Source organism: Paenarthrobacter nicotinovorans (genome assembly GCF_021919345.1).
Lineage (GTDB): Bacteria > Actinomycetota > Actinomycetes > Actinomycetales > Micrococcaceae > Arthrobacter > Arthrobacter nicotinovorans.
Map to the genome: position 1 here is coordinate 2,552,323 of NZ_CP089293.1, position 23,250 is coordinate 2,575,572.

The 23,250-nt window shown below is 63.1% G+C and carries 16 protein-coding genes and 3 tRNA genes; 9 read left to right on the top strand and 10 right to left on the bottom strand.

The window, feature by feature from the left end:
• Positions 1-56: 56 nt before the first annotated feature.
• Both JMY29_RS11915 and JMY29_RS11920 read left to right on the top strand, forming a co-directional pair.
• Positions 57-851 carry an ABC transporter ATP-binding protein gene (locus JMY29_RS11915; RefSeq protein ID WP_039241956.1) on the top strand — a complete coding sequence of 265 codons (795 nt, stop codon included), beginning with the start codon at positions 57-59 and terminating at the stop codon, positions 849-851.
• Positions 852-854: 3 nt separating this feature from the next.
• Positions 855-3,323, top strand: coding sequence for an ABC transporter permease (locus JMY29_RS11920; protein WP_189076841.1), 2,469 nt, complete (start codon positions 855-857; stop codon positions 3,321-3,323).
• 110 nt (positions 3,324-3,433) lie between these two features.
• Here JMY29_RS11920 and metG read toward each other — a convergent pair whose 3' ends face one another.
• From metG to JMY29_RS11965, 9 genes are all read right to left on the bottom strand, one after another.
• A complete protein-coding gene (gene metG, locus JMY29_RS11925) occupies positions 3,434-4,993 on the bottom strand; it encodes a methionine--tRNA ligase (RefSeq protein ID WP_189076840.1) in 1,560 nt (519 codons plus the stop codon).
• Positions 4,994-5,027: 34 nt separating this feature from the next.
• On the bottom strand, positions 5,028-5,783 hold the full coding sequence (locus tag JMY29_RS11930; RefSeq protein ID WP_018776256.1) for an ABC transporter ATP-binding protein: 756 nt from the start codon (positions 5,781-5,783) through the stop codon (positions 5,028-5,030).
• Complete coding sequence (locus JMY29_RS11935; RefSeq protein WP_018776257.1) at positions 5,780-8,590, bottom strand: FtsX-like permease family protein; 2,811 nt, start codon at positions 8,588-8,590, stop codon at positions 5,780-5,782. The genes JMY29_RS11930 and JMY29_RS11935 overlap by 4 nt, the downstream gene beginning before the upstream one ends.
• A gap of 211 nt (positions 8,591-8,801) precedes the next feature.
• Complete coding sequence (gene serA / locus JMY29_RS11940) at positions 8,802-10,397, bottom strand: phosphoglycerate dehydrogenase (RefSeq protein WP_018776258.1); 1,596 nt, start codon at positions 10,395-10,397, stop codon at positions 8,802-8,804.
• A gap of 291 nt (positions 10,398-10,688) precedes the next feature.
• Positions 10,689-11,714 carry a ketol-acid reductoisomerase gene (ilvC, locus tag JMY29_RS11945; protein ID WP_018776259.1) on the bottom strand — a complete coding sequence of 342 codons (1,026 nt, stop codon included), beginning with the start codon at positions 11,712-11,714 and terminating at the stop codon, positions 10,689-10,691.
• Between the two features lie 113 nt (positions 11,715-11,827).
• Entirely contained in the window at positions 11,828-12,340 is a 513-nt protein-coding gene (gene ilvN, locus JMY29_RS11950) for an acetolactate synthase small subunit (protein WP_011775174.1), read from the bottom strand.
• A 2-nt stretch (positions 12,341-12,342) separates the two neighbouring features.
• The gene (locus JMY29_RS11955) at positions 12,343-14,247 is read right to left on the bottom strand and encodes an acetolactate synthase large subunit (RefSeq protein ID WP_018776260.1); all 1,905 of its coding nucleotides are present in this window, start codon (positions 14,245-14,247) and stop codon (positions 12,343-12,345) included.
• A gap of 287 nt (positions 14,248-14,534) precedes the next feature.
• The gene (gene ilvD / locus JMY29_RS11960) at positions 14,535-16,253 is read right to left on the bottom strand and encodes a dihydroxy-acid dehydratase (protein ID WP_018776261.1); all 1,719 of its coding nucleotides are present in this window, start codon (positions 16,251-16,253) and stop codon (positions 14,535-14,537) included.
• A 110-nt stretch (positions 16,254-16,363) separates the two neighbouring features.
• On the bottom strand, positions 16,364-17,284 hold the full coding sequence (locus JMY29_RS11965; RefSeq protein WP_018776262.1) for a LysR family transcriptional regulator: 921 nt from the start codon (positions 17,282-17,284) through the stop codon (positions 16,364-16,366).
• A gap of 175 nt (positions 17,285-17,459) precedes the next feature.
• Here JMY29_RS11965 and JMY29_RS11970 point away from each other — a divergent pair, with 175 nt between their 5' ends.
• From JMY29_RS11970 to JMY29_RS11985, 4 genes are all read left to right on the top strand, one after another.
• Positions 17,460-18,452: a sunset domain-containing protein gene (locus JMY29_RS11970; RefSeq protein ID WP_229778709.1), complete on the top strand. Its 993-nt coding sequence runs from the start codon at positions 17,460-17,462 to the stop codon at positions 18,450-18,452.
• 45 nt (positions 18,453-18,497) lie between these two features.
• Positions 18,498-19,640, top strand: a complete 1,143-nt coding sequence (locus JMY29_RS11975) for a PQQ-dependent sugar dehydrogenase (protein ID WP_079580504.1) — start codon at positions 18,498-18,500, stop codon at positions 19,638-19,640.
• Between the two features lie 117 nt (positions 19,641-19,757).
• Positions 19,758-19,833: transfer RNA gene (locus JMY29_RS11980), tRNA-Lys, on the top strand.
• Positions 19,834-20,015: 182 nt separating this feature from the next.
• Positions 20,016-20,091: transfer RNA gene (locus tag JMY29_RS11985), tRNA-Lys, on the top strand.
• Between the two features lie 95 nt (positions 20,092-20,186).
• Here the strand turns inward: JMY29_RS11985 and JMY29_RS11990 are convergent.
• Entirely contained in the window at positions 20,187-20,654 is a 468-nt protein-coding gene (locus JMY29_RS11990; RefSeq protein ID WP_026266909.1) for a MarR family winged helix-turn-helix transcriptional regulator, read from the bottom strand.
• Between the two features lie 85 nt (positions 20,655-20,739).
• Here JMY29_RS11990 and bcp point away from each other — a divergent pair, with 85 nt between their 5' ends.
• The 3 genes from bcp (at position 20,740) to JMY29_RS12005 (ending at position 23,223) form a co-directional block, all read left to right on the top strand.
• The gene (bcp, locus tag JMY29_RS11995) at positions 20,740-21,213 is read left to right on the top strand and encodes a thioredoxin-dependent thiol peroxidase (protein ID WP_018776266.1); all 474 of its coding nucleotides are present in this window, start codon (positions 20,740-20,742) and stop codon (positions 21,211-21,213) included.
• 60 nt (positions 21,214-21,273) lie between these two features.
• Positions 21,274-21,355: transfer RNA gene (locus tag JMY29_RS12000), tRNA-Leu, on the top strand.
• A 191-nt stretch (positions 21,356-21,546) separates the two neighbouring features.
• Entirely contained in the window at positions 21,547-23,223 is a 1,677-nt protein-coding gene (locus JMY29_RS12005; protein ID WP_374757539.1) for an ABC transporter substrate-binding protein, read from the top strand.
• The last annotated feature ends 27 nt before the right edge of the window (positions 23,224-23,250 follow it).

Sequence of the window (23,250 nt, forward strand, 5' to 3'; positions counted from 1 at the left end):
GGTAATGGGCCCACAGCCCGATCCCGCAGGCAGGGGCCGGACCATAGCGTGGAACCATGACGACTTTCACGCCTCTCCCCCATCCCCACGGAACCGGTCGCCCCGAAGGATCGGACGCCGCCCAGGCGCGTCCCGCCGTCGAGGCTTTCAAGCTGACCAAGAGCTACGGCCGCGCCGATACCAGCGTGACGGCCTTGAACGAAGTCTCGGTGAGCTTCGACGCCGGGAAGTTCACGGCCATCATGGGCCCGTCGGGCTCCGGCAAATCCACGCTTATGCACTGCCTGGCGGGGCTCGATACAGCCGATTCCGGCAGGATCGTCCTGGGCGGAACGGAGCTCACCGGACTCAATGACCGGCAGCTCACGGCGCTTCGCCGCGAGCGGATCGGTTTCGTTTTCCAGGCCTTCAATCTGGTGCCCACCTTGACGGCCGAGCAGAACATCACGCTTCCGCTCGCCTTGGCAGGGACAACGGCCGACGCCGGGTGGCTGGAAACCGTTGTTGGCACCCTTGGGTTGAAGGACAGGTTGAAGCACCGTCCCCATGAGCTGTCCGGCGGCCAGCAGCAGCGTGTGGCAGTAGCCCGGGCACTGCTGACGCGGCCCGACGTCGTGTTCGGCGACGAGCCTACGGGCAACCTGGACTCCAAGGCGGGCGGTGAGGTCCTTGCCCTGCTGCGCCGGAGCAGCCAGGAGATGGGCCAGACCATCATCATGGTCACCCATGATCCTGTGGCGGCCAGCTACGCGGACCGGGTGGTGTTGATGAGCGACGGCGGCCTGGTGGGCGAGATCCACCAGCCCACGGCGGACTCCGTCCTGACGGCCCTCGGCAAGCTGGGGGCCTGAGGCATGTTGCGTGTTGCCCTTTCGCAGTTGACGACGCATTTCCGGCGGTTCATCGCCATCGGACTTGCCGTCATGTTGTCCGTGATGTTCCTGTCCTCAACGCTCATGGTCGGCGCCAGTACCAATGCCTCCCTGGGCGCAAGCATCGGGGAGGCTTACCGCAACGCAGATCTCGTTGCCACGTCCAAGAACGGCGAGCCCTTCACCCAGGCTGCCGTGGATGCTGCGGCGTCCGCCCCGGCCGTGGAGGCCAGCTACGCCGAGCGGTCCACCTACGTGACGTTCCAGGCCGGTGGCGGCGAGCAGTACGGGCGCCTGCGGAACCTGGCACCAGCGTCCCTGGAAGGTGCTGTGATCAGTTCCGGGTCCATGCCCGCCAACGCCTTGGAGGCAGCGATCGACGTCAAGACCGCCGGGCACCTTGGCCTGGCGGTTGGCAGCACGCTGGTGTTGCAGGGCGGTGGTCCGGTCAAGAACGCGAAGGTCACCATTTCAGGCCTGCTCCAGGCCACCAACGACCCCTTCTCCTCTTCAGCGGCGCAGCTTGTTGCCTCCGAGTCCGTCCTTAATGCGGTGCAGGACGCGGGCGCTGGTTTCTCCGGGCTGCAGTTCGCCCTCAAACCAGGTGAGGATGTTTCGTCGGCCAAGGAGTACATCGCCCACCGGATGGAAGCCGCAGGAGCGGTGGAGCCGGTGCTTGAGACCGCGCAGGAGAAGGTGACCTCGACGGTGGCGATGCTGAGCGCTGGTCAGGACCAGCTGACGATCGTCCTCCTTGCCTTCGCCGGCATTGCCATCCTGGTCTCTACGTTGGTGGTGGCGAATACGTTCTCCGTGCTGGTGGCCCAGCGGACCAGGGAGCTCGCGCTCCTGCGTTGCCTCGGCGCCGGACGGGGACAGATCCGTGGCTCGGTGATGCTTGAAGCCCTTGTTGTCGGCTTCATCTCCTCGGTGCTGGGCGTCCTCGCTGCGATTGGCCTGATGACCGCCCTGATTGCCTGGGCCAGGTCCCAGCCTGAGCAGGCATTCGCCACGTTGGCCGTGCCGCCGTCGGCCATCATTGCCGGTTTGGTGGCCGGAACGCTGCTGACCGTGGTGGCGGCGCTGGTCCCGGCGAAGGCGGCCACCGCCGTCGCCCCTCTTGCAGCGCTGCGGCCGGCCGATGACGCCTCCGTCCGGAACCGTCGCGGCAAGGTCAGGCTTTTCGTGGGCCTGGCAGCTTTGCTTGGTGGCGCTGCGCTGCTGGTGTACGGCAGCATCAATGTGGTGCTTGGCGTGGCCTTGCTGGGTGGCGCCGCGTCCTTTGTGGGCATCCTGCTGTGCTCCACGCTGTTCATACCCACGGTGGTTGCCCTTGCCGGCCGTCTGGCGGCACCGGCCGGTGTTCCAGGCAAGCTCGCGGCGGTGAATGCCACCCGCAACCCGGCACGTACCTCGGCAACGGCGGCGGCGCTGTTGATCGGCGTCACGCTGGTCTCCCTCATGATGACCGGCGCAGCAACGTCCCGCCAAGCGTTCAACGACACCTTGGCGGAGAACTATCCGGTGGATCTTTCCGCGCAGACAGCGACGGAAGGCAGCGGTTCCGGCGACCCCGCACAGGCTGTCTCCCGGATCAAGGGGCTCGATGGCGTCAGCTCTGCGGTCCTGCTTCAGCCGGTAGGCGCCATCCAGGACGACGCCTCCGGCGGAACCACCGTTTACGGCCTGTCAGCAGCCGATGCCGCTTCTGTCCTGCGGGACAACCATCTGAAGCCAAGCCCCGGCACTGTCTACCTGCCGGAAGACTCGCCGGGAGGACCAGCTACGTTGTCGACGGCGGGCGGCCAGGTCACCCTCGACGCCAAGGTCCTGCGTACCCGCCACGTCCCGGCGTTCGTGGAGTCCTCCAGCGTAGGCTCCGGTCCCCTGGCCGGGGTACCGGGCATGGTCTGGGTGAAACTGGACGATTCCGTATCCGGGGACCGGGTCCAGGCCCTGCAGAAGGAGATAGCTACGGCACTGGGTGTCCATGAACGGACCGTCAGTGGTGCCGCGATCGAGCGGGTCACCTTCAACAGCATCATCGATGTCCTTCTGCTGGTGGTGACAGGGCTCCTCGGGGTTGCGGTGGTGATCGCCTTGATCGGTGTCGCCAACACCTTGTCCCTCTCAGTCCTGGAACGGACCCGGGAGAACTCGCTGCTGCGTGCCCTGGGCCTGACGACGGGCCAGCTGCGCGGGATGTTGGCGATCGAGGCAGTGCTCGTCGCCGGCGTCGCCGCCATCATGGGTGCAGGTATGGGGATCGTGTACGGCTGGCTTGGCGCGCAGGCCACCCTGGGCGGCGTGGCCACCGTGATACCGACGGTGCCATGGCTTCAGTTGACGGCGGTCTTCGCTGTCGCGGTGGTGGCCGGTCTCCTGGCGTCAGTGATACCTGCCCGGCGCGCGGCCCGGCTGTCGCCGGTCGAAGGACTGGCCACGGCGTAGTCGCTCCGGCTCATTGCACGTGAACGGGAAACGCTCCCGCACTTTCCCCGGTTGTACCGGGAGAAAGTGCGGGAGCGTTTCTTATTTAAGGCTGGTAGCTGATCGAGGGTTTATGCCTCGGCCGGCTCCTCGTAACGCGGGAACACCGGTGCCGGCGCAGGCAGCTCGGTGCCCGCCGCCAGCGGCGTCGCGATGGCGGCAAAGAGGCGCGCCTCGCCTTCGGGCTGGCCGAGGACGTCAAGGAGCTTCGCGGACGACGTCGGCATGACCGGTTGGGCGAGGATCGCCACGATCCGGACGACCTCCAACGTGACGTACAGGACCGTGTTCATGCGCTCGATGTCCGTCTTGCGCAGTACCCACGGAGCCTGTTCGGCGAAGTAGGCGTTTGTATCGCCCAAAACAGTCCAGATGGCTTCGAGAGCCCGGCTGAACTCCTGCTTTTCGAAGGCACTCCGGGCAGTCTCCAGCAACGCACCGGCCTGCTCCAGGAGCGCTTCGTCCTCGGACGTGAACGCGCCGGGCTGCGGAACCTTGCCGTCGCAGTTCTTCGACACCATGGACAAGGAACGCTGGGCAAGGTTGCCGAAGTTGTTGGCGAGGTCCGCGTTCATGCGGCCGACGATGGCCTCGTGGTTGTAGTTGCCGTCAGCGCCGAACGGAACCTCACGGAGGAAGAAGTACCGGCACTGGTCCAGTCCGTACTGCGCCACGAAGTCCTGGGGAGCAACAACATTGCCGAGGGACTTGGACATCTTCACACCGTTGTTGGTGAGGAAGCCGTGGATCATGACGCGCTCGGGCAGTTCCAGTCCGGCGCTCATCAGGAACGCAGGCCAGTAGATAGCGTGGAAGCGCGAAATGTCCTTGCCGATCACGTGTACATCGGCCGGCCAGAACTTCCTGAAGGACTCGGACTCCACGTCGGGGTAACCCACGCCGGTCAGGTAGTTGGTCAGGGCGTCGACCCACACGTACATGACGTGCTTTTCGTCACCCGGGACCGGAACGCCCCAGTCAAAGGTTGTGCGGCTGATGGACAGGTCCTCGAGCCCACGCTTTACGAAGCTGATGACCTCGTTGAAACGTGACTGTGGAGCACCGAATTCAGGGCGGGCTTCGTACAGCTCCAGGAGCTTTTCCTGGTAGTTGGAAAGCCGGAAGAAGTAGCTTTCCTCAGCAGTCCAGGTAACCAGGGTGTCGGTTTCCTTGGAATAGCGGAGACCGTCCTCCTTCACCACGGTGTCGTCCTCAACGTAATACGCTTCGTCGCGGACCGAGTACCAGCCTTCGTACTTGGAAAGGTAGATGTCGCCGTTGGCTTCCATCTTCTTCCAGATGGCCTGCGAGGCCGTGTAGTGGTCCGCGTCCGTGGTGCGGATGAAACGGTCGTACGAGATGCCCAGGTCCAGGCTCATCTGCTTGAAGGCGGCAGAGTTGCGGTCCGCGAGCTGCTTGGCCGTGAGGCCTTCCTTCTCTGCGGACTGCTGCATCTTGAGGCCGTGCTCGTCCGTCCCGGTCATGAAGAAAACCTCATGGCCGTCAAGGCGCTTGAAGCGCGCCATGGCATCAGTCGCAATGACCTCATAGGCGTGGCCGATGTGCGGCACGCCATTGGGGTAGCTGATTGCGGTGGTGATGTAGAACGGGGATTTCTCTGGAGACGTCACTCTAAGAAGTTACCTTTTTTTCGGATGAAATAGCTTAGTTAAGTTCGGTCAGCGTATCGCTGAGACGAACCAGCTCGTGGTCGTGCGATGCAACCAGCACCGCGATGCCGTCGCTGGTGGTGTCCTTCAGGATGCCAATGATGCGGTTGGCGGCGGCCCGGTCAAGGCTTGCCGTCGGTTCGTCGACCACCAGAACGCGGGTGCCAAGGATCAGGGCCCGGGCGATCGCCACGCGCTGGCGCTCACCGCCGGAGAGCTGGGCCGGGCGGTGGCGCATTCGGCGCCCAAGGCCCACGAGGTCCAGGAGGTCCTTCGCCATCTCAGTGCGCTGTTCGACTTCGCCGTCCGGGACAGCGGGCAGCAACACGTTCTCCAAGGCGCTCATGCCATCGATCAGGGCACCGCCCTGGTCCACGTAGCCGATCAGTGCACGGCGGCGGTCCGCGATTTCGTCGTCGCCCATGGCGTCCAGCGGCTGGCCCTCCCAGAAGACCTTGCCCGACGTCGGCAGCGTCAGTCCGGCGCTGACCGTGAGGATACTGGTTTTACCGGAGCCGCTTCGTCCCGCGACACAGTGCATCTCGCCGGCGTGGAGGGTCAGGTTGAAGTCGTCGACGACGTCGACTTCCTCAGCACCGCCCTTGTCACCGCCGTAGTGGATGGTGACCCTGCTCAGCTCCAGCGGGGTTGCGTGGTCGGCGGCCCTCACGATGGTGTTGGCCCTGGTCTGCAGCGACTCTTCCGTGGATTCCGGGGTGGCCGTCAGCTCGGGGTTGAGGTTGTCAGTCATTTGACTACTTTCGTTGCAATGGGAATCCAGCAAATTACGGCCAGCAGACCGGCGAGCCCGGCCCACAGGGCTGCGTAGGGGGCCAGGAGCAAACCAAGCCCCAGGGCACCGAGGACACCCAAGGGAAGTGCCACTGTGCCGACAAGTGCGTTTTCGAAGAACCGGACCTGGCCCAGCATGTCCGGGTTCCAGCCCATGGCCCGCAAGGTACCAAGGTATTCCCGCTTGGCATGGAGCTCGAACCTGCCGGTGACCAAGGTCAGCAAGAGACCGACCACGACTCCGAAGACAGCGAGGATCACGCTTGGCAAAGCGATACTGGCCGCGGCCAGGCCACTGAGGGCGCTGGCACCTGCCGCGCGGGGGATGTCGATCAGCAGCGCGATCAGTGCACCCACTGCGGCGCCAAACACGCCCACGGCGACAGCGAGGGAGATGGAGTTGAACCGGTTTGTGGTCAGCTGCCTGTTGGCGAACGTCAGGGGTGAGTCAACGGTGACCAGTCGCTCGTCGTGCTGGGGTTCCTGGTCTATCACCACACGGTGACGCAGCTGCTGAGCCGCCAGGAGGGCGGCGGCACTGTAGATGACCAGCATGGTCACCGACACAATGACGGTGGCAATGTTCCAGCTCAGGAGGCTGAGGATGACGCCTGCAGCAGCCAGTGCCGCAGCGCCTACAGCGAACTCTTCCAGCACCCAGGAGCGGATGCGCTTCTGGGTCCAGCCCATGGCGCGCAGGATGCCTGCCTCGCTTCTGCGCTGGCGGATATAGCTGACAGTGGACGCTCCTGTGAGGAGCGTGGCACCGAGCAACGTCAGGAACAGCAGCGTGATGTTGGTTCCGGTCAGGGAGCCGGAGACGGCGTCAGCCGCATTCTGCCGGACCCATGACTGCTGGACGGTGCCCAGCGGAGACTCCTTGCCGGCGTCGTCCTTGCTGTATCCGGGTACGAAGATGTTGGCGTCTTCGCGGGCGGAGCCGGCCACGACGGTGGCTTCCAGACCGAGTTCACGGATTTGTGCTGCCAGCTTCTCGACCTCGGGCTGGGCGGTCTTCCAGTTGCCGGTGGCGGATGCACGGACCCGCACTGCGTCAATGACGTTGGCGTTGGAGTCGTAACCGCGGGCAGCCGCAAGACCGTAGTAATCGGTGATGGCGCCCGCGGACTGGCTGACGAGGCCCGTCGCGCTGAGTGAGGGCTTGAGTTCCTTGCCCTCGACGTCTTTGCCTTCTGCGTCCTTGGTCAGGCTCATGGGCGTGGGGTCGTATCCGCCCAAGGGGAGCTTGTTGACATCGCCGGCCGCAGCCTGGACCGCGGCGGGGTCAAAGGTGCCGTAGACCATGGGCAGGGGTGCCGCAGGCTTCTTGCCTGTCTCAAGGTCTTCCCGGTAAGAGCGTTCGTCCACGGGCTTACGCTGGGTCTGGTCCACGGCAGCGCCGAAGGAGGACTTCTCGGGCAGGCGGTTGACGGTTACCCAGTCCCCCGGCGTCGCGCTCTTATCGGAGGCACCATTGGCAGCTTCGTCGCCGTCCTTGTACTGCGGGGCGGCAGCGAAAGCAGTGCTCCAGGTGGCGGGGTTGTAGAGTCCCTGGCTGAAGGCAGCGGTGCTGCCCAGCAACTGGCTGTGGTCAGTGGAACCGGGCCATTCAAGGGCAAACGGGGACTTCGAAACGAAGGGCAGGTAGTCCTTGTCCAAGGACTTGGTGACAGTTCCTACGTCCTTGACCACTTTCCCGCTGGCGTCCAGTTCCTCGATCTTCACCGAGTACTTCAGGTCCAGGGACGTGCCCGTCCGCACGATCAACGGAATGGCCTTCGAATCAGCGGTCAGGAGTCCGTCACGCTTTGCCTGCTGGTACTGCGTCATGAGCGGCGCCCAGTATTTGAGCTTCACGCCGAGGAAGTCGGGTCCTTCTTCCAACTGGTCCATGGTGAGGCCCGTGGTGAAAAGGCTTTCGAAGTGGCGGCCGATGGCGCCGGCGTCGCGTGCGTCTGCAGGCGGTGCCTTCTCCAGCGGTGCCAGGAAGTCGCCTGCGGAACCCAGCAGTGCCCTTTCAGAGGCGGGATCGACGGCGACGACGGACTCGGTCACCTCGGGCGCCATGGGAAGCGCTACCGAGAGATTGAAGAGGTTGTGCTCGGAGCCGAGTGCGGGTGCCGGGAACTTGATGCCGGTCTCGCCATCGGGGCCGGCGATCCGGACGTTGCTTCCGCCTGCTGCCTGCTCCTGCACCAGGCGGCCCTTGCCCAAGGTGCCCTCGGCGCTGGTCTTGAAGAGTGTTTGCTCCTTGACGCCGTCAGAGCTCGTGGCGGACGCGGTCAAACGGTACTTCTTGGGAGAATCAGAAAACACCGACTCCGCGGCGGGCCACTTGCTGGCATCCATGGCAGAGGGGTCCCCTGCCGTCACGGCTCCGGCGAGTCCTGCGTTGTACCCCAGGTAGTCCATCGCGTTCAGGCGCGGAGCTTCAAGGTTCTGGGACACCCGCGAGACAAGGCTGATGGGGGCTGCCACGGCAGTCTGGCCCATGCCCCGGATTTTCTCCAACTGGTCAAAGCTGATTCCGCCCTGGCCGTTGGCGATTTCCGGCTGGATCAGGGAACCACCGTCGTCCTTTTGTGACTGGTCAGGCTTGGCCTGGACCAGGATGTCGTAGAGTCCCCGCGAGTTCTCGTCCACTGTCCGGTTCAGAGCCGCCTGCGACTGGCTCTGAACGAGGACGGACAAGCACATTGCGACGATCAAAATGGCCGCGGTCAGCAGCAGCACACGGCTTCTGATGAACCTTTGGACGGCGTTCATTGGGCTCCCTGAGACCTTGATTGCGGGCGCGCACACATTGTCCGGTAATCCTGAAAAAACACAGCGGAATACCGGGCTGGGTGTGCTGAAAGTTGTGGCCGGCCTGCTGCCGGGTCCGAATCCCGGACCCAGCCATTGTAAGCAGACCGGCCACTTCTGCGTGCCAAAGGTGTGTCGCCGGCACGCGGACTTCAGCTGATGTGGATCAGTCCTAGTCCTCCAGGTCCACTTCGCGTACCATGTCTGCGCCAATACCGGCCTTGATGGCTTCGAGCACCTGCTGCGGAACTGAACTGTCGATGGTCAGGAGGGCCAGAACCTGGCCGCCTTCAGTCTGGCGGGCAACCTGCATGCCACCGATGTTGATGTTGTTCATGCCGAGGATGTGGCCGATGGTGCCGATGACACCGGGGCGGTCGGCATAGGCCACCACCACGAGGTGCTCGCTGATGGGGATTTCGACGTCGTAGCCGTTGACGCCTACCAGCTTCTCGACCTGCTTGGGACCGGTCAGGGTGCCGGCCACCGAGATCTGCGAACCGTCACTGAGGGCACCGCGGATGGTCAGGACGTTGCGGTAGTCCTCAGCCTCCGGCGTGGTGATGAGCCGGGTGTTGATGCCGCGCTGCTCGGCGATGACCGGTGCGTTGACGTAGGAAACCTGCTCCGTGACAACATCGGCGAACACACCCTTCAGGGCTGCCAGCTCAAGAACCTTGACGTCCAGGGCGGCGATCTCACCGGCAACTTCGACGTCGATCTGCGTCAGCGAAGCGTGGGTGAGCGCAGTGAAGATCCGGCCCAGCTTTTCGATCAGCGGGATGCCCGGACGGACATCGGAGGCAATAACGCCACCGGCAACATTCACGGCATCCGGCACGAGCTCACCGGCGAGGGCCAGGCGGACAGACTTGGCGACTGAAACGCCGGCCTTCTCCTGGGCTTCGTCGGTGGATGCGCCGAGGTGCGGGGTGACTACTACGTTGTCGAGTTCGAAGAAGGGCAGGTCGGTGCTGGGCTCCTTGACGAAAACGTCCACGCCGGCGCCTGCGATCTGGCCTTCCTTCAATGCGATGTAAAGCGCTTCTTCGTCAATCAGGCCGCCGCGGGCAACGTTGATGACATAAGCGGATTCCTTCATCTTGCGGAAGGCGTCGGCGCCGAGCATGCCTACCGTTTCCGGCGTCTTGGGCATGTGGATGGTGATGAAGTCAGCGTTCTCCAGAAGTTCATCCAGCGTGACCAGCTTGACGCCCAACTGCGCCGCCCGGGCAGAGGTGATGTAGGGGTCATAGGCAAGGATTTCGGTTTCGAAGCCCTGGAGCCGTGCTGCCACCAAGGCGCCGATGCGGCCCAGGCCGATGATGCCGATCTTCTTCTCGAAGAGTTCGATGCCGGTGTACTTGGAACGCTTCCATTCGCCGTTCTTCAGCGCCGCGCTGGCCTGCGGAATGTGGCGGGCGAGGCTGAGGATGTGACCCACGGTGAGCTCCGCGGCCGAGACGATGTTGGACGTCGGCGCATTGACCACCATGACGCCGGCCTGCGTCGCGGACTTGATGTCCACGTTGTCCAGTCCTACTCCTGCACGGGCGATGACCTTGAGGTTCTTCGCTGCGGCAATTGCCTCGGCGTCCACCTGGGTGGCAGAGCGGACCAGGATGGCATCGACGTCGGCGATGGCAGACAGCAGCTGGGAACGGTCGGCACCGTCGGTCTGGCGGATTTCAAAATCCGGGCCCAATGCCTCGACTGTTGCGGGCGAAAGTTCCTCAGCGAGGAGGACTACGGGTTTGCTGGCTGACACGGGGTGGCACCTTACTTTGGACAACTTGGGACAGAACTGGACAAGGAGCGGATGCGTGGCCCGGGGCACGGCGCCGGGACCAGCCCAGAATATCGAATCCGGGCCGTGTTTCCGGTGCCGGCGAGGGATGTTACGGCCGGACCGGAAGCGATGTGAAGAAGTTCACAGCACCACCGGGAGTGCAATTCGGTGGAGAAACGGTGCTGGAAACGGCGACGCCCGCCCGGCTGAAACTCGCCGGACGGGCGTCGCTGCTTAATGCTGGTGCAGTGCTGCTGCCACGAGGGGCAATCAGCGGGCTGCGGAACCTTCGACGTAGTCGGCGTCCTGCTGCTGCCAGGAGAACAGTGAACGCAGCTCGCGGCCAACTTCTTCGATCGGGTGCTTCTCGGCCTTGGCGCGGAGTTCCTTGAACTCGGTTGCGCCGTTGTCCTGGTCGTCGATGAAGCGCTTTGCGAAAGCACCGTTCTGGATGTCCGCGAGGACAGCCTTCATGTTTTCCTTCACCTCGGGGGTGATGACGCGGGGACCGGAGACGTAGTCACCGTACTCGGCGGTGTCGGAAACGCTCCAACGCTGCTTGGCGATGCCGCCCTCCCACATGAGGTCAACAATGAGCTTGAGCTCGTGGAGAACCTCGAAGTAGGCGATCTGCGGCTGGTAGCCGGCTTCGGTGAGGGTTTCGAAGCCGTACTGGACGAGCTGGGAAACGCCACCGCAGAGAACAGCCTGCTCGCCGAAGAGATCGGTTTCGGTCTCTTCGGTGAATGTGGTCTTGATGACGCCTGCGCGGGTGCCACCGATTGCCTTGGCGTAGGACTTGGCCAGGTCCCAAGCGGAACCGGAAGCGTCCTGTTCGACGGCGATGATGTCCGGGATGCCACGGCCGGCTTCGAATTCGCGGCGCACAGTGTGGCCCGGTGCCTTCGGGGCGATCAGGATGACGTCAACGCCGGCCGGTGCTTCGATGTAGCCGAAGCGGATGTTGAAGCCGTGGGCGAACGCAAGTGCCTTGCCCTCGGTCAGCTTGTCCTTGATGGAGTCGTTGTAAATTGCGCGCTGGTGCTGGTCCGGCGCCAGGATCATGATGACGTCGGCCCATTCGGCGGCGTCGGCTACGTTCTTGACCGTGAAACCTGCGTCTTCGGCCTTGGCGGTCGACTTCGAGCCGTCCTTGAGTGCAATGACAACCTCGACGCCGGAATCGCGCAGGTTCAGTGCGTGGGCGTGGCCCTGGGAGCCGTAGCCAACGATGGCTACCTTGCGGCCCTGGATGATCGACAGGTCTGCGTCGTCGTCGTAGAACATTTCAGTCACTTGCGTAACTCCTCTTGAGTGGTTTTTCGTAGATATTGATGTGGTGCTGCGGTTCTGGACGCAACGCTCGGCGGGACGGGCCAACGAAATCCACTGACCCATCGCGCCTGGTTTTACGCGGAGCGTAGCGCCCTGTCACTCATGGAGCGGGATCCCCGTCCAACGGCCAAGGTGCCGGACTGCACGATTTCACGGATGCCGAACGGCTCGAGCACTGACAAAAGTGCTGCGAGCTTCTCGGGGGTACCGGTTGCCTCGATCACCAACGAGTCTGTGGACACGTCGACGACAGCGGCACGGAACAGGTCTGCAGCCTGGGTAACCTGCAGACGTGTCGCGGCATCCGCACGTACCTTGACCAGGATGTGGTCACGCTGTACGGAAGATTCGGAAGTCAGCTCCACAATCTTGATCACGTTGACCAGTTTGTTGAGCTGCTTGGTGACTTGCTCGATGAGATCGCCGTCGGCATCGACGACGACCGTCATGCGGGACATCCCGGGAACCTCGGTGGGGCCCACAGCAAGTGAATTGATGTTGAACGCGCGCCGGGCGAAGAGGCTGGCCACGCGGGTCAGCACGCCGGGCTTGTCTTCGACCAGAACGGACAATGTGTGACGGCTCATGCCTAGTCCTCCTCTTCCCATTCCGGGGTCATGTTGCGGGCAACCTGGATCTGGTCATTGCTGACGCCCGAAGGCACCATCGGCCACACCATCGAGTTGGGGCTCACAACGAAGTCGATGACCACCGGGCGGTCATTGATCTCAAGCGCCTTCTGGATGGTGGCGTCGATGTCCTCGTCACGCTCACAACGCAAGGCTGCACAGCCATAGGCATCCGCCAGCTTGACGAAGTCCGGAATCCGGACGGTGTCGTGGCCGGTGTTCAAATCGGTGTTCGAGTAGCGGCCCTCGTAGAACAGGGTCTGCCATTGGCGAACCATGCCCAGCGAGGAGTTGTTGATGATGGCCACCTTGATGGGGATGTTGTTGATGGCGCAGGTAGCCAGTTCCTGGTTGGTCATCTGGAAGCAGCCGTCTCCATCAATGGCCCAGACCACGCGGTCCGGCTCACCTACCTTGGCGCCCATCGCCGCGGGAACCGAGTAGCCCATGGTGCCGGCACCACCGGAGTTCAGCCAGGCATGCGGGCGCTCGTACTTGATGAACTGGGCGGCCCACATCTGGTGCTGGCCAACGCCTGCAACGTATATGCCTTCCGGACCCGTGAGTTCACCAATGCGCTTGATGACGCGCTGCGGGGCGGACAGTCCGTCTTCGGGCTCCGTCCAACCGAGCGGGTAGGTCTCGCGCAGGTTGCCCAGGAAGGCCCACCATGCATCGAGGTCCGGAGCACCGCTCTGCTCGAACTGGGTCTTCACGGCCTCCGTGAGTTCCGGAATGATTTCCTTGACCGACCCTACGATCGGGACATCGGCCGTACGGTTCTTGGAGATTTCCGCGGGGTCGATGTCGGCGTGAATGACCTTTGCAAAGGGCGCGAAGGTCTTCAGGACACCCGTCACGCGGTCATCGAAGCGGGCACCCAGGGTGATCAGCAGATCTGCCTGCTGGAGGGCGGTGACCGCGGAGACCGAACCGTGCATGCCGGGCATGCCGACGTGTTGCGGGTGGGAGTCCGGGAACGCTCCGCGGGCCATGAGGGTGGTGACCACGGGAGCGCCGGTAGCCAGAGCGAGTTCCATCAGTTCTGCAGATGCGTGGCCCTTGACCACGCCGCCGCCCACGTAGAGAACAGGCTTGCTGGATGCTGCGATCAGCTTGGCCGCTTCGCGGACCTGCTTGTTGTGCCCGCGGACCACGGGACGGTACCCGGGCAGATCCACTTTCGGTGGCCACGAGAACGTCATCTGGCCGACCTGGGCATCCTTGGCGATGTCCACCAGGACCGGACCGGGCCGGCCGGTGGATGCCAGGTGGAAAGCTTCGGCCATGACGTGCGGAATGTCGTTGGGGTCGGTCACCAGGAATGAGTGCTTGGTGATGGGCATCGTGATTCCCACGATGTCCGCTTCCTGGAAGGCATCGGTGCCGATGACTCCGCTGGCGACCTGGCCGGTGATGGCCACCATCGGCACGGAGTCCATGTGGGCATCCATGATGGCGGTAACGAGGTTGGTGGCACCGGGTCCCGAGGTGGCGATGCAAACGCCAACCCGTCCGGTAACCATGGCGTAGCCTTGCGCGGCGTGGCCGGCTCCCTGTTCGTGACGGACCAGGATGTGATTCATGCTGGAGGCCATCAAGGGGTCATAGGTGGGCAGGATCGCGCCACCGGGCAAACCAAAAATATCGTCCACGCCGAGTTCTTCGAGCGAACGGACAATTGCTTGCGAGCCGGTCATCACCGTCGGGGGTACAACGGTGTTCGGCCCAAGTACAGGAGAGAGAGGTGCAGCAGAATCGACGACGACGGACTCCGCCGATCGGTCGACCTTTTCCGGAGCTTTGTGGGCTCCAGCGGACTTTGCAGCCATCAGCGAGGGGCTGATCGGCGATCCTTTGCTCATCGGACTCTTCCTTAGTGGATCTTCAATGGGTGGGTCTTGGGAATAAAAAAACCCCTCAGCCTTGCGGCTCTTCGAGGGGTTTGCGCGTGACGGTTCGTTACCAGTCGGGCTAAGCCACGCGCTTGGTAAGGACGACGACGCCGACGGTAACGAATGTGATCATGCGTTCAGTGTTCCCTCAAAGTGAGATACGTGTCAATTGACCACTATCGTATCTCACTATTTGGACAGCGATGTCCGCCTGCCGGACTCCGCCCCATTGCCGGAGCGGAGTCCAAGACAGGAAATTATCCGCAGTAAGCTCCCGTGGAAGCACTGTGGACCAGTTTTGCGTACTTTGCCAGCACACCCTTGGTGAACTTGGCGGGCAGCGGCTGCCAGCCCTCCTTGCGGGCTTCGAGCTCCGCATCATCAACCAGGAGGTCGAACGAACGGGCAGCGATGTCGACACGGATGCGGTCGCCGTCCTGCACAAAGGCGATCGGACCGCCGTCGACGGCTTCCGGCGCAACGTGGCCGATGCACAAGCCGGTGGTGCCGCCCGAGAAGCGGCCATCAGTCAGCAGCAGCACGTCCTTGCCCAACCCCGCGCCCTTGATGGCGCCGGTAATGGCAAGCATTTCGCGCATGCCCGGGCCGCCCTTGGGGCCCTCGTAGCGAATGACCACAACGTCGCCCTTGTGGATCTCGCCATTATCCAAGGCCGTCAGGGCGCCCTGCTCGCGCTCGAACACACGGGCGGTTCCCTCGAAGACGTCGGCATCGAAGCCGGCGCTCTTGACCACAGCGCCCTCGGGCGCCATGGATCCGTGGAGGATGGTGATGCCGCCGGTCTTGTGGATCGGGTTGTCCAGCGCGCGGAGGATCTTGCCATCCAGATCCGGCGGATTGATGGAGGCGAGGTTCTCGGCGAGGGTCTTGCCGGTGACGGTGAGGCAGTCGCCGTGCAGCAGGCCGGCGTCGAGCAGCGCCTTCATGATGACCGGCACGCCGCCGATCTTGTCGACGTCGGTCATGACGTAACGCCCAAAGGGCTTCAAGTCGCCGAGGTGCGGAATCTTGTCCCCGATGCGGTTGAAGTCATCCAGCGTCAGTTCGACCTCTGCCTCACGGGCGATCGCCAGCAAGTGCAGCACGGCGTTGGTGGAACCGCCGAACGCCATGGTCACGGCGATGGCATTTTCGAAGGCCTTCTTGGTCATGATGTCGCGCGCGGTGATGCCCAGGCGCAGCAGGTTGACCACCGCTTCGCCGGACTTGCGCGCAAAGTCATCACGACGGCGGTCTGCTGACGGCGGTGCCGCCGAGCCCGGGAGGGACATGCCAAGGGCTTCGCCGATGCACGCCATGGTGTTGGCCGTGTACATGCCGCCACAGGCGCCCTCGCCGGGACAGATGGCCTTTTCGATGCGGGTGAGGTCCTCCATACTCATCTTCCCGGCGGCGCAGGCACCCACCGCTTCGAAAGCGTCGATGAGGGTGACTTCTTTCTCCGAACCGTCTTCGAGCTTGACCCAGCCCGGCATGATCGAACCGGCGTAGAGGAACACCGAAGCGAGGTCCAGGCGGGCGGCCGCCATGAGCATCCCCGGGAGGGACTTGTCGCAACCGGCCAGCAAGACCGAACCATCAATGCGCTCGGCCTGCATCACGGTCTCCACGGAGTCGGCAATGACTTCGCGGGAGACGAGCGAGAAGTGCATGCCTTCATGGCCCATGGAAATGCCGTCCGATACGGAGATCGTGCCGAACTGCATCGGGAAGCCACCGCCGGCATGGACGCCTTCCTTGGCGCCCTGCGCGAGCCGGTTAAGGGAGAGGTTGCAGGGGGTAATTTCGTTCCACGAGCTGGCGACACCAATCTGGGGTTTGGCAAAGTCGTCATCGCCCATGCCGACGGCGCGGAACATGCCACGGGCGGGAGCGGCATGAATGCCATCGGTGACGACCCGGCTGCGGGGTTTGATGTCCGGCGTGTTGTCTGTAGCAATGTTGGTGTCGGTCATGGTCCAAAGTCTATGTGCACCTGGTGGCGCCAGCGCTTCTTCCCCGCCGGGTTAAGCCCGAACCGGCAATTATTGCGGAAACCCGGCACATGTGGAGTTGCGCCGGCGGCTCAGGTGTCGCCCGACTGGCGGGCGATCCCGGCAGCCTCAGCCTGGAGCATCTCCAGCACGCCTGCAATCGTGGCCCGTGCGGCCACTTCCTGCCGTGACAGGGCGACGATGCTTCTGCTCGCCTTTACTCCCGTGAGCGGACGGAGGACCAATCCCCTCCGTGCACTGGCGCGGGCCGTATAACGGGGAAGGAGGCAGATTCCGTGGCCTGCTCCCACCAGCGCTTCAAGGACCCTCAGGTCCGGATAACGTTGGCCGCGCGTGGCGTGCTTGCCTGCATGGACTTCGATTTGCCGAAGGACCGCGTCAAAGGGGAATCCCTCAGGAACGCCGATCCAGGGGTGGTCCACCACGTCCTCCGGAGTCAACCGCGCTTTGGACGCCAGCGGGTGCCCGGCAGGCATGGCAACGTCGAGTGCTTCCTCCAGCAGCGGGACTACCGCTAGTCCCGGCCGGGCAAAGACCTCGGGCCCATCCACGCTGTGCGCCAGCACAATGTCATAGTCGGCCACCAAAGGAGCAAAATGTGCCGTTCCCGGATCCTCGAAATGGGCATCGAAGCCCAGTCCCTCCACAGCGGCTACACGATGCAGCATTCCCGGCAGCAGCATTTCCGCCGCACTTGGAAAGAATGCCGCTGAAACATTGGTCTGCCAGCCTTTCCGGTAGCTGTCGACGGTGGACTCAGCGCGGGCCATGGCTGTAGCTATTTCGGCGGCTGCAGCAGCCATGGCGTGTCCGGCCTCAGTCAGCTGCACTCCCCTGCCGGCCTTTTCCACCAGGGTCACGCCCAATTCGGCCTGCAGGGTCTTCAACTGCTGGGAAACGGCGGAAGCAGTGACATTCATGGCATCTGCGGTGGCGCCCACGCTTTGGCGATCAGCCAGCTCCCGCAGAATCTGCAGCCTTTTGAAGTCCATGCAGCCAGACTAGGCGACGGGCAGGAATTCCTTCCAAAGAATTTGCCGCCCGACCTTCCTCAGTAATCTGATCAATTCCGGGGGACCGCCGGCCAAAAGCTGGACAGCCCAATAGCAGGCACGTAACGTCTGAAATACCACGTACTGCACCCCTGTGAGCAGAAGGGCACCCGCCATGGATTGGTCAATTTGGGTCATTGTCATTGTTTTGGTCGTCGCGATTCTTTGGTGGCTCATGAGCCGCAACAAAACCTCGAATACCACCGCTAGCCCGGCTCCCGCAGCAATGGAGTCCACCAATACCGGAACCGTACCGGATCCGGGTGCGGTGACTGCGGGAGTCGCCGGACTGGCCGGCGTAACCAACCTTGGCAAAGCAGCTGCCGAGGGCAGCGGACCAACCGCAGACGAGCCGCTCAGGGAGCAAGAACGCGCAGAAGAACCACGCCCCGACGAAACAGCAGTTGAACCCCATGGCGAGACAAGTGAACCTGCCGTTGGTGAGGCCGGCGTTCGCCCCGGGGCCTCCGATGAATCCGCCGACGGGCAAACCGACGTGCAAACCGACGTGCAGAAGGCCACAACACCCGGCCTGACGGTCGAGGAACCGGTCATTGCAGCCCCGGTTGTCGAAGAGCCGGTTGTGGACGAACCGGTAGTGGATACCGACGCCAGGTTGCACACTGCCGACGCCGGCGACGTTGACGACTGGCAGGAGGCGCCCGCCGTCGAGGTCACCGCTGACGACGTCGCCAGGGCCGATGACGCAGCCGACAAAGCCGAGTGGGAATCATCGTGGACTGACGCTGCAGGCGCACCGGTCCATCACCAGGAGTACACTGCTCCGCACTCCCCCACACTCCCCGGTGCCGAGACCGCAGCCGGCGAAGACACCGTTGAAGACACCACAGTTGAAGAAGCCACGACTGAAGGCTCTGCGATCGAGGAAACCGGCCCGTCCGGGCACCTTGCCGCGGAGGAGCCCTACGGAACCGGCTCGTCCAGCACGCAGCGCGAAGGCCATCCTGTCAAGGCAATTGCGGCGACCATGACGTATCACGATGAGGACGCCGCCGACTACAACGACGTCGAAGCGGACGTCTGGTTCGAATCCGCAGCCCATGCTGAGGCAGCCGGATTCCGTCCGCCCCGGCGCAGCAGGCACTGATCCGGCCATCCGGAATCCGTCGCGTCAGGAGCAGCACACACAGCCATGGGACACCAAGCTGCAGGAAAAGGCTTCACGGGAGGACAACGGCTTGTGGCGGCCGGCCATGCACTTGTGTTGGCAGTGGCACTTTCAGCCTGCACCGGAGGCACCTCCTCGCCCGGCACCGCGGCCACCCCGAATCCGGCCGGCTCCGGATCGAGCCGGACGGGGCAGGCCGCACCGCCGGCCCCTGAGGTCCTGCAAAAGCTCGACGTCGGGCTCCAGCTGCCATGGTCCGTCGTCTTCCTGCCGGACGGCACCGCCGTAGTGTCCGAACGGGATTCGGCGCGGCTCGTGGGGATCAAGGACGGCCGCGCGACCCCGATAGCCGAGGTACCCGGCGTCGTTCCCGGCGGCGAAGGCGGATTGTTGGGACTTGCCGTGTCGCCGTCTTTTGTCTCCGACCGGTGGCTCTATGCCTATCTGACGTCGGCAACTGACAACCGGATTGTCCGGATGCAACTCAAGGAGGATGCCGACGGGCCCTCGGGGCTCGGCACACCGGAGGTCATCTTCCCTGGAATCCCGAAGGCGTCGACCCACAACGGAGGACGTATTCGTTTCGGTCCGGACGGAATGCTCTATGTCGGCACCGGGGACTCCCAGCGCAGGGAGCAACCGCAGGACACGGATGCCCTGGGTGGCAAGATCCTCCGCCTGACCCCGGAGGGGCGCCCCGCGCCGGGTAATCCTTTCGGTGACAATCCTGTGTACAGCTATGGGCACCGGAACGTCCAAGGCCTGGCCTGGGACGCCGAAGGTAGGCTGTGGGCAAGCGAGTTCGGCCCTGACGTGGACGACGAACTGAATCTCATCCTCCCCGGCGGCAATTACGGCTGGCCTCTGGTGACGGGGGCGCCGGGCCGAAGCGGTCTGACCGACGCGAAGGTCGTCTGGCCCTCGACGTCCGAGGCGTCGCCGAGCGGGCTGGAAATCATCAACGGCGTGGCTTACACCGGCGCCCTTCGCGGCCAGCGGCTCTGGGCCGTTCCCCTCGATGGCCCAACAGCAGGAACCCCTGTGGCTTATTTCACAGGCGGGTACGGCCGCTTGCGGGACGTAGCCCGCGCACCGAACGGCGATCTATGGGTGCTCAGCAACAACAAAAACCCCGACTTCGCGCTGATTTTGCGGAGCCAACCATGATGCGCGGCAAGTGCCCCGGCTCGATTTCGCACTTCGGGCCAAGTCGTGTAGAGTTACTTGTCGTTGCGGAGATCGCCGGGGAAGGAAACGCCCCACGGATGATCGAAATCAACAGCTGCACCTCTAGCTCAACTGGCAGAGCAATTGACTCTTAATCAATGGGTTCCGGGTTCGAGTCCCGGGGGGTGCACCACTGAAAGACCCTGGAGTGAATTCACTCCAGGGTCTTTTGTTTTTCCTAAGGAATGCCATCCCGCGCCGTGCGCAGCTTCACTTCGAGCGTGGTTTTGAATCCGCGAATTGTGGTGTAGAGTTATTTGTCGTTGCGGAGGTCCGCAAGGAATGCGAATTCCCTCCAAGACCGAAACAATAGCTGCACCTCTAGCTCAACTGGCAGAGCAATTGACTCTTAATCAATGGGTTCCGGGTTCGAGTCCCGGGGGGTGCACCAAGACAAAAGGCTCCGGATCGTTCACACGATCCGGAGCCTTTACTTTTTTGACTGGCAGGAATTGCCGGCAGGGAAAGGCCCTTGCCGGTTTTGAATCAGGCCTGCGGCACGTCGCTTTCGACTTCCTGGGATTCCTGCTCGGGAGCGGGCAAGCCCGCAAGCCCCCGGACAACAATCCGGAGTTCCTCACGAAGCCTCGCAGTATCCACAGCGACAGGCGACAACACTTCCTGCTCCAGCTTCACAGCTTCCGCAAGGGCTGCGCTACCGGCCTCCGTCAGGGTGACCACGTGGCTTCTGCGGTCCGAGTCGCTGCGTTGGCGTGTAACGTGCCCGTGCAGCTCGAGCCTGGCAAGGGTGGTCCCCATGGTCTGGGCTTTGACCCTCGCAACTTCAGCCAAAGCCGCCTGGGTAATTGCACCCTTCGCTGCAAGTACTTGCATGGCAATGACCCCGGCGTGGGTAAGGCCGATGGACTTCAATTTTTCGTTCCACGAGATTTCCACCAGGCGTGCAGCTGTCGAAAGCAGTCGGGTAGTGGGCCATCTCTCCATATCTGGCATGCCGACAGTATATGCGCGCAAGAGCCGGGGACGCGGCTTCTGCGGTCTAAACTGGGAAATCGCGACCGAAAGCAAGGAGCATATTTTGGCTGAACGACTTATCCCCGGCGACGTTGCACCGGACTTCACCCTGCAGGACGCCTCGGGCGAAAACGTCAGTTTGTCCGACTTCCGTGGCCGAAAAACCATCGTCTACTTCTACCCGGCCGCCTCAACTCCCGGATGCACCAAAGAGGCTTGTGACTTCAGAGACACTCTGGGCTCCCTGCAAGCGGCCGGCTACGAAGTTGTTGGAGTCTCCCCCGATTCCGTGGACGCCATCGCCAAATTTGCGGCGGAAGAGCAACTCACCTTCCCGCTGCTGTCCGACCAGGAGCACACCGTCGCCGACGCCTACGGGGCATGGGGCGAAAAGAAAAACTACGGCAGGACCTACCAGGGGCTGATCCGCTCCACCATCGTGGTTGACCCCGATGGCAAGGTTTCCCTGGCCCAGTACAACGTCCGCGCCACGGGCCACGTAGCCAAGCTGCGCCGGGACCTCAAGCTGGACGGGTAACGGGTACACTGGAGGCCGTATATGGCATCGGGCGCCCCAAGGGGGCCTGAATGCCGGCCAGCGCGAGTGGTGAAATTGGCAGACACGCAGGATTTAGGTTCCTGTGCCTTCGGGCGTGGGGGTTCAAGTCCCCCCTTGCGCACAAGAGTCAAGAAGGACCGTGGCCATGGGCACACGGAGCACCCCCGGTTGCAGAGCCGGGGGTTTTTCCTCAAGCAGCGGGGACAGCTACCTGAATAAGCGCTGGGAAGTGCGTTCGGGACGTTCAACTAGACTGGAATGTGGTCTGGCCTAAGCCGGCCGTGGCATTTCAACCGGCTTGAGGGGACAAGAGTGGCAAGCAGCAAAATGCGGAGCCTGACCGTGCAGTTGCTCAAGGTGGGCTCTGTTTTTGCAGTACTGGGGCTGGCGGCATGTACAGGAACGCCTGGCCCCGCGCCGTCGTCGTCTACCGGAAGCTCAGCCCCGGCCGAGCCGGCGGCCACCTTCAACTTCGGCACGGCGTCGATGCCCTTGGGCCTTGACCCTGCCATGACGGCCGATTCCGAGTCCTACCGTGTAACGCGCCAGGTCCTTGAGGGACTGGTTGGTGTTGACGGATCAACCGGAGACACCACTCCCCTGCTGGCCACGGAGTGGAAAGACAGCAACAACGGTCTGACCTACGACTTCACCCTCCGCTCCAAAGTCACCTTCCACGACGGAACACCTTTCGACGCAACCGCAGTGTGTGCCAACTTCAACCGCTGGTTCAGCTTCCCTGCCGATCTCCGGAAGCAGGCACCGGGAATCTCATTCCAGGGCGTTTTCAAGGCCTATTCGGACGAGCCCGTCTTCTCCATCTTCAAGGACTGCAAGGTGGTCTCACCCACCGACGTCCAAATCAACCTGACCAGGCCCTTCACCGGGTTCCTGCAGGCACTGACGCTTCCGGCCTTCGCCATTTCTTCCCCCGCCGCACTGGAAGCGCAGCGCGCCAACGTTCTTGACCAGACCCGGAACGGCCAGGCAGTTTCTGCCTACGCGAGCCACCCCGTGGGGACCGGTCCCTACCAATTTGGAACCTGGGACGAGAACAAGATCACCCTCCAAAGCTACAAAGGCTATTGGGGCAACAGGGGCCAGATAGCCACCATCAATTTCATCCCTTACGACCGCGCCGAGACACGGCAACAGGCTCTTCTGGATGGCAAAATCGACGCCTACGACCTCGTGACGCCGGCAACCTTCGACCAACTCGTCAAGAAGGGTGTCCAGATCATCCAACGGGACCCGTTCTCCGTGATGTACCTGGGCATCAACCAGGCAGTGGCACCCCTGGACAAGCTGGAGGTCCGCCAAGCCATTGAAATGGCCGTGGACAAAGAATCCCTGATCCGCAAGTTCTTCATCGACAACACTGCCCAGGCGTCCCAGTTCGTGCCGCCAAAGCTCAGCGGCTTCAACAACAACGCCCCGTCGCTGGGATACAACCCTGAGAAGGCCAAACAGCTTCTCGAGAAGGCCGGCTACAAGGGTGAGGAACTGAAGTTCTACTATCCGTTGAATGCCACGCGGGCCTACATGCCCACTCCCGAGAAGATCTACGCCGAAATCAGCCGCCAGCTGGTTGCCGTTGGCCTCAACATTAAACCGGTTCCCATTGACTGGGAAAACGGCTACCTCCAAAAGGTCCAGTCCGCCGGGGACCGTGGGCTGCACCTGCTCGGATGGAACGGCTCGTACGCCGATGCCGACAACTTCCTGGGGCCCCTCTTCGGCGAAAGCCGGGCGGAGTTCGGCTACACGGACTCGGAGGTCTTCCACAAGATCGAAAGGGCACGCGCCATGCCTGAGGGCGATGACCGCAATGCCCAGTACCAGGCCATCAATGCCGAGATTGCCGCGTCCGTGCCGGCAGTCCCGATCGCCTTCCCCATCTCGGCCCTGGCGTTGTCCAACAAGGTGGAAAGCTACCCCGCTTCACCGGTCCTCAACGAAGTTTTCACGAACGTCCGCTTAAAGCCTTGACGATTCCCCACAATTTCAGTATTGGGT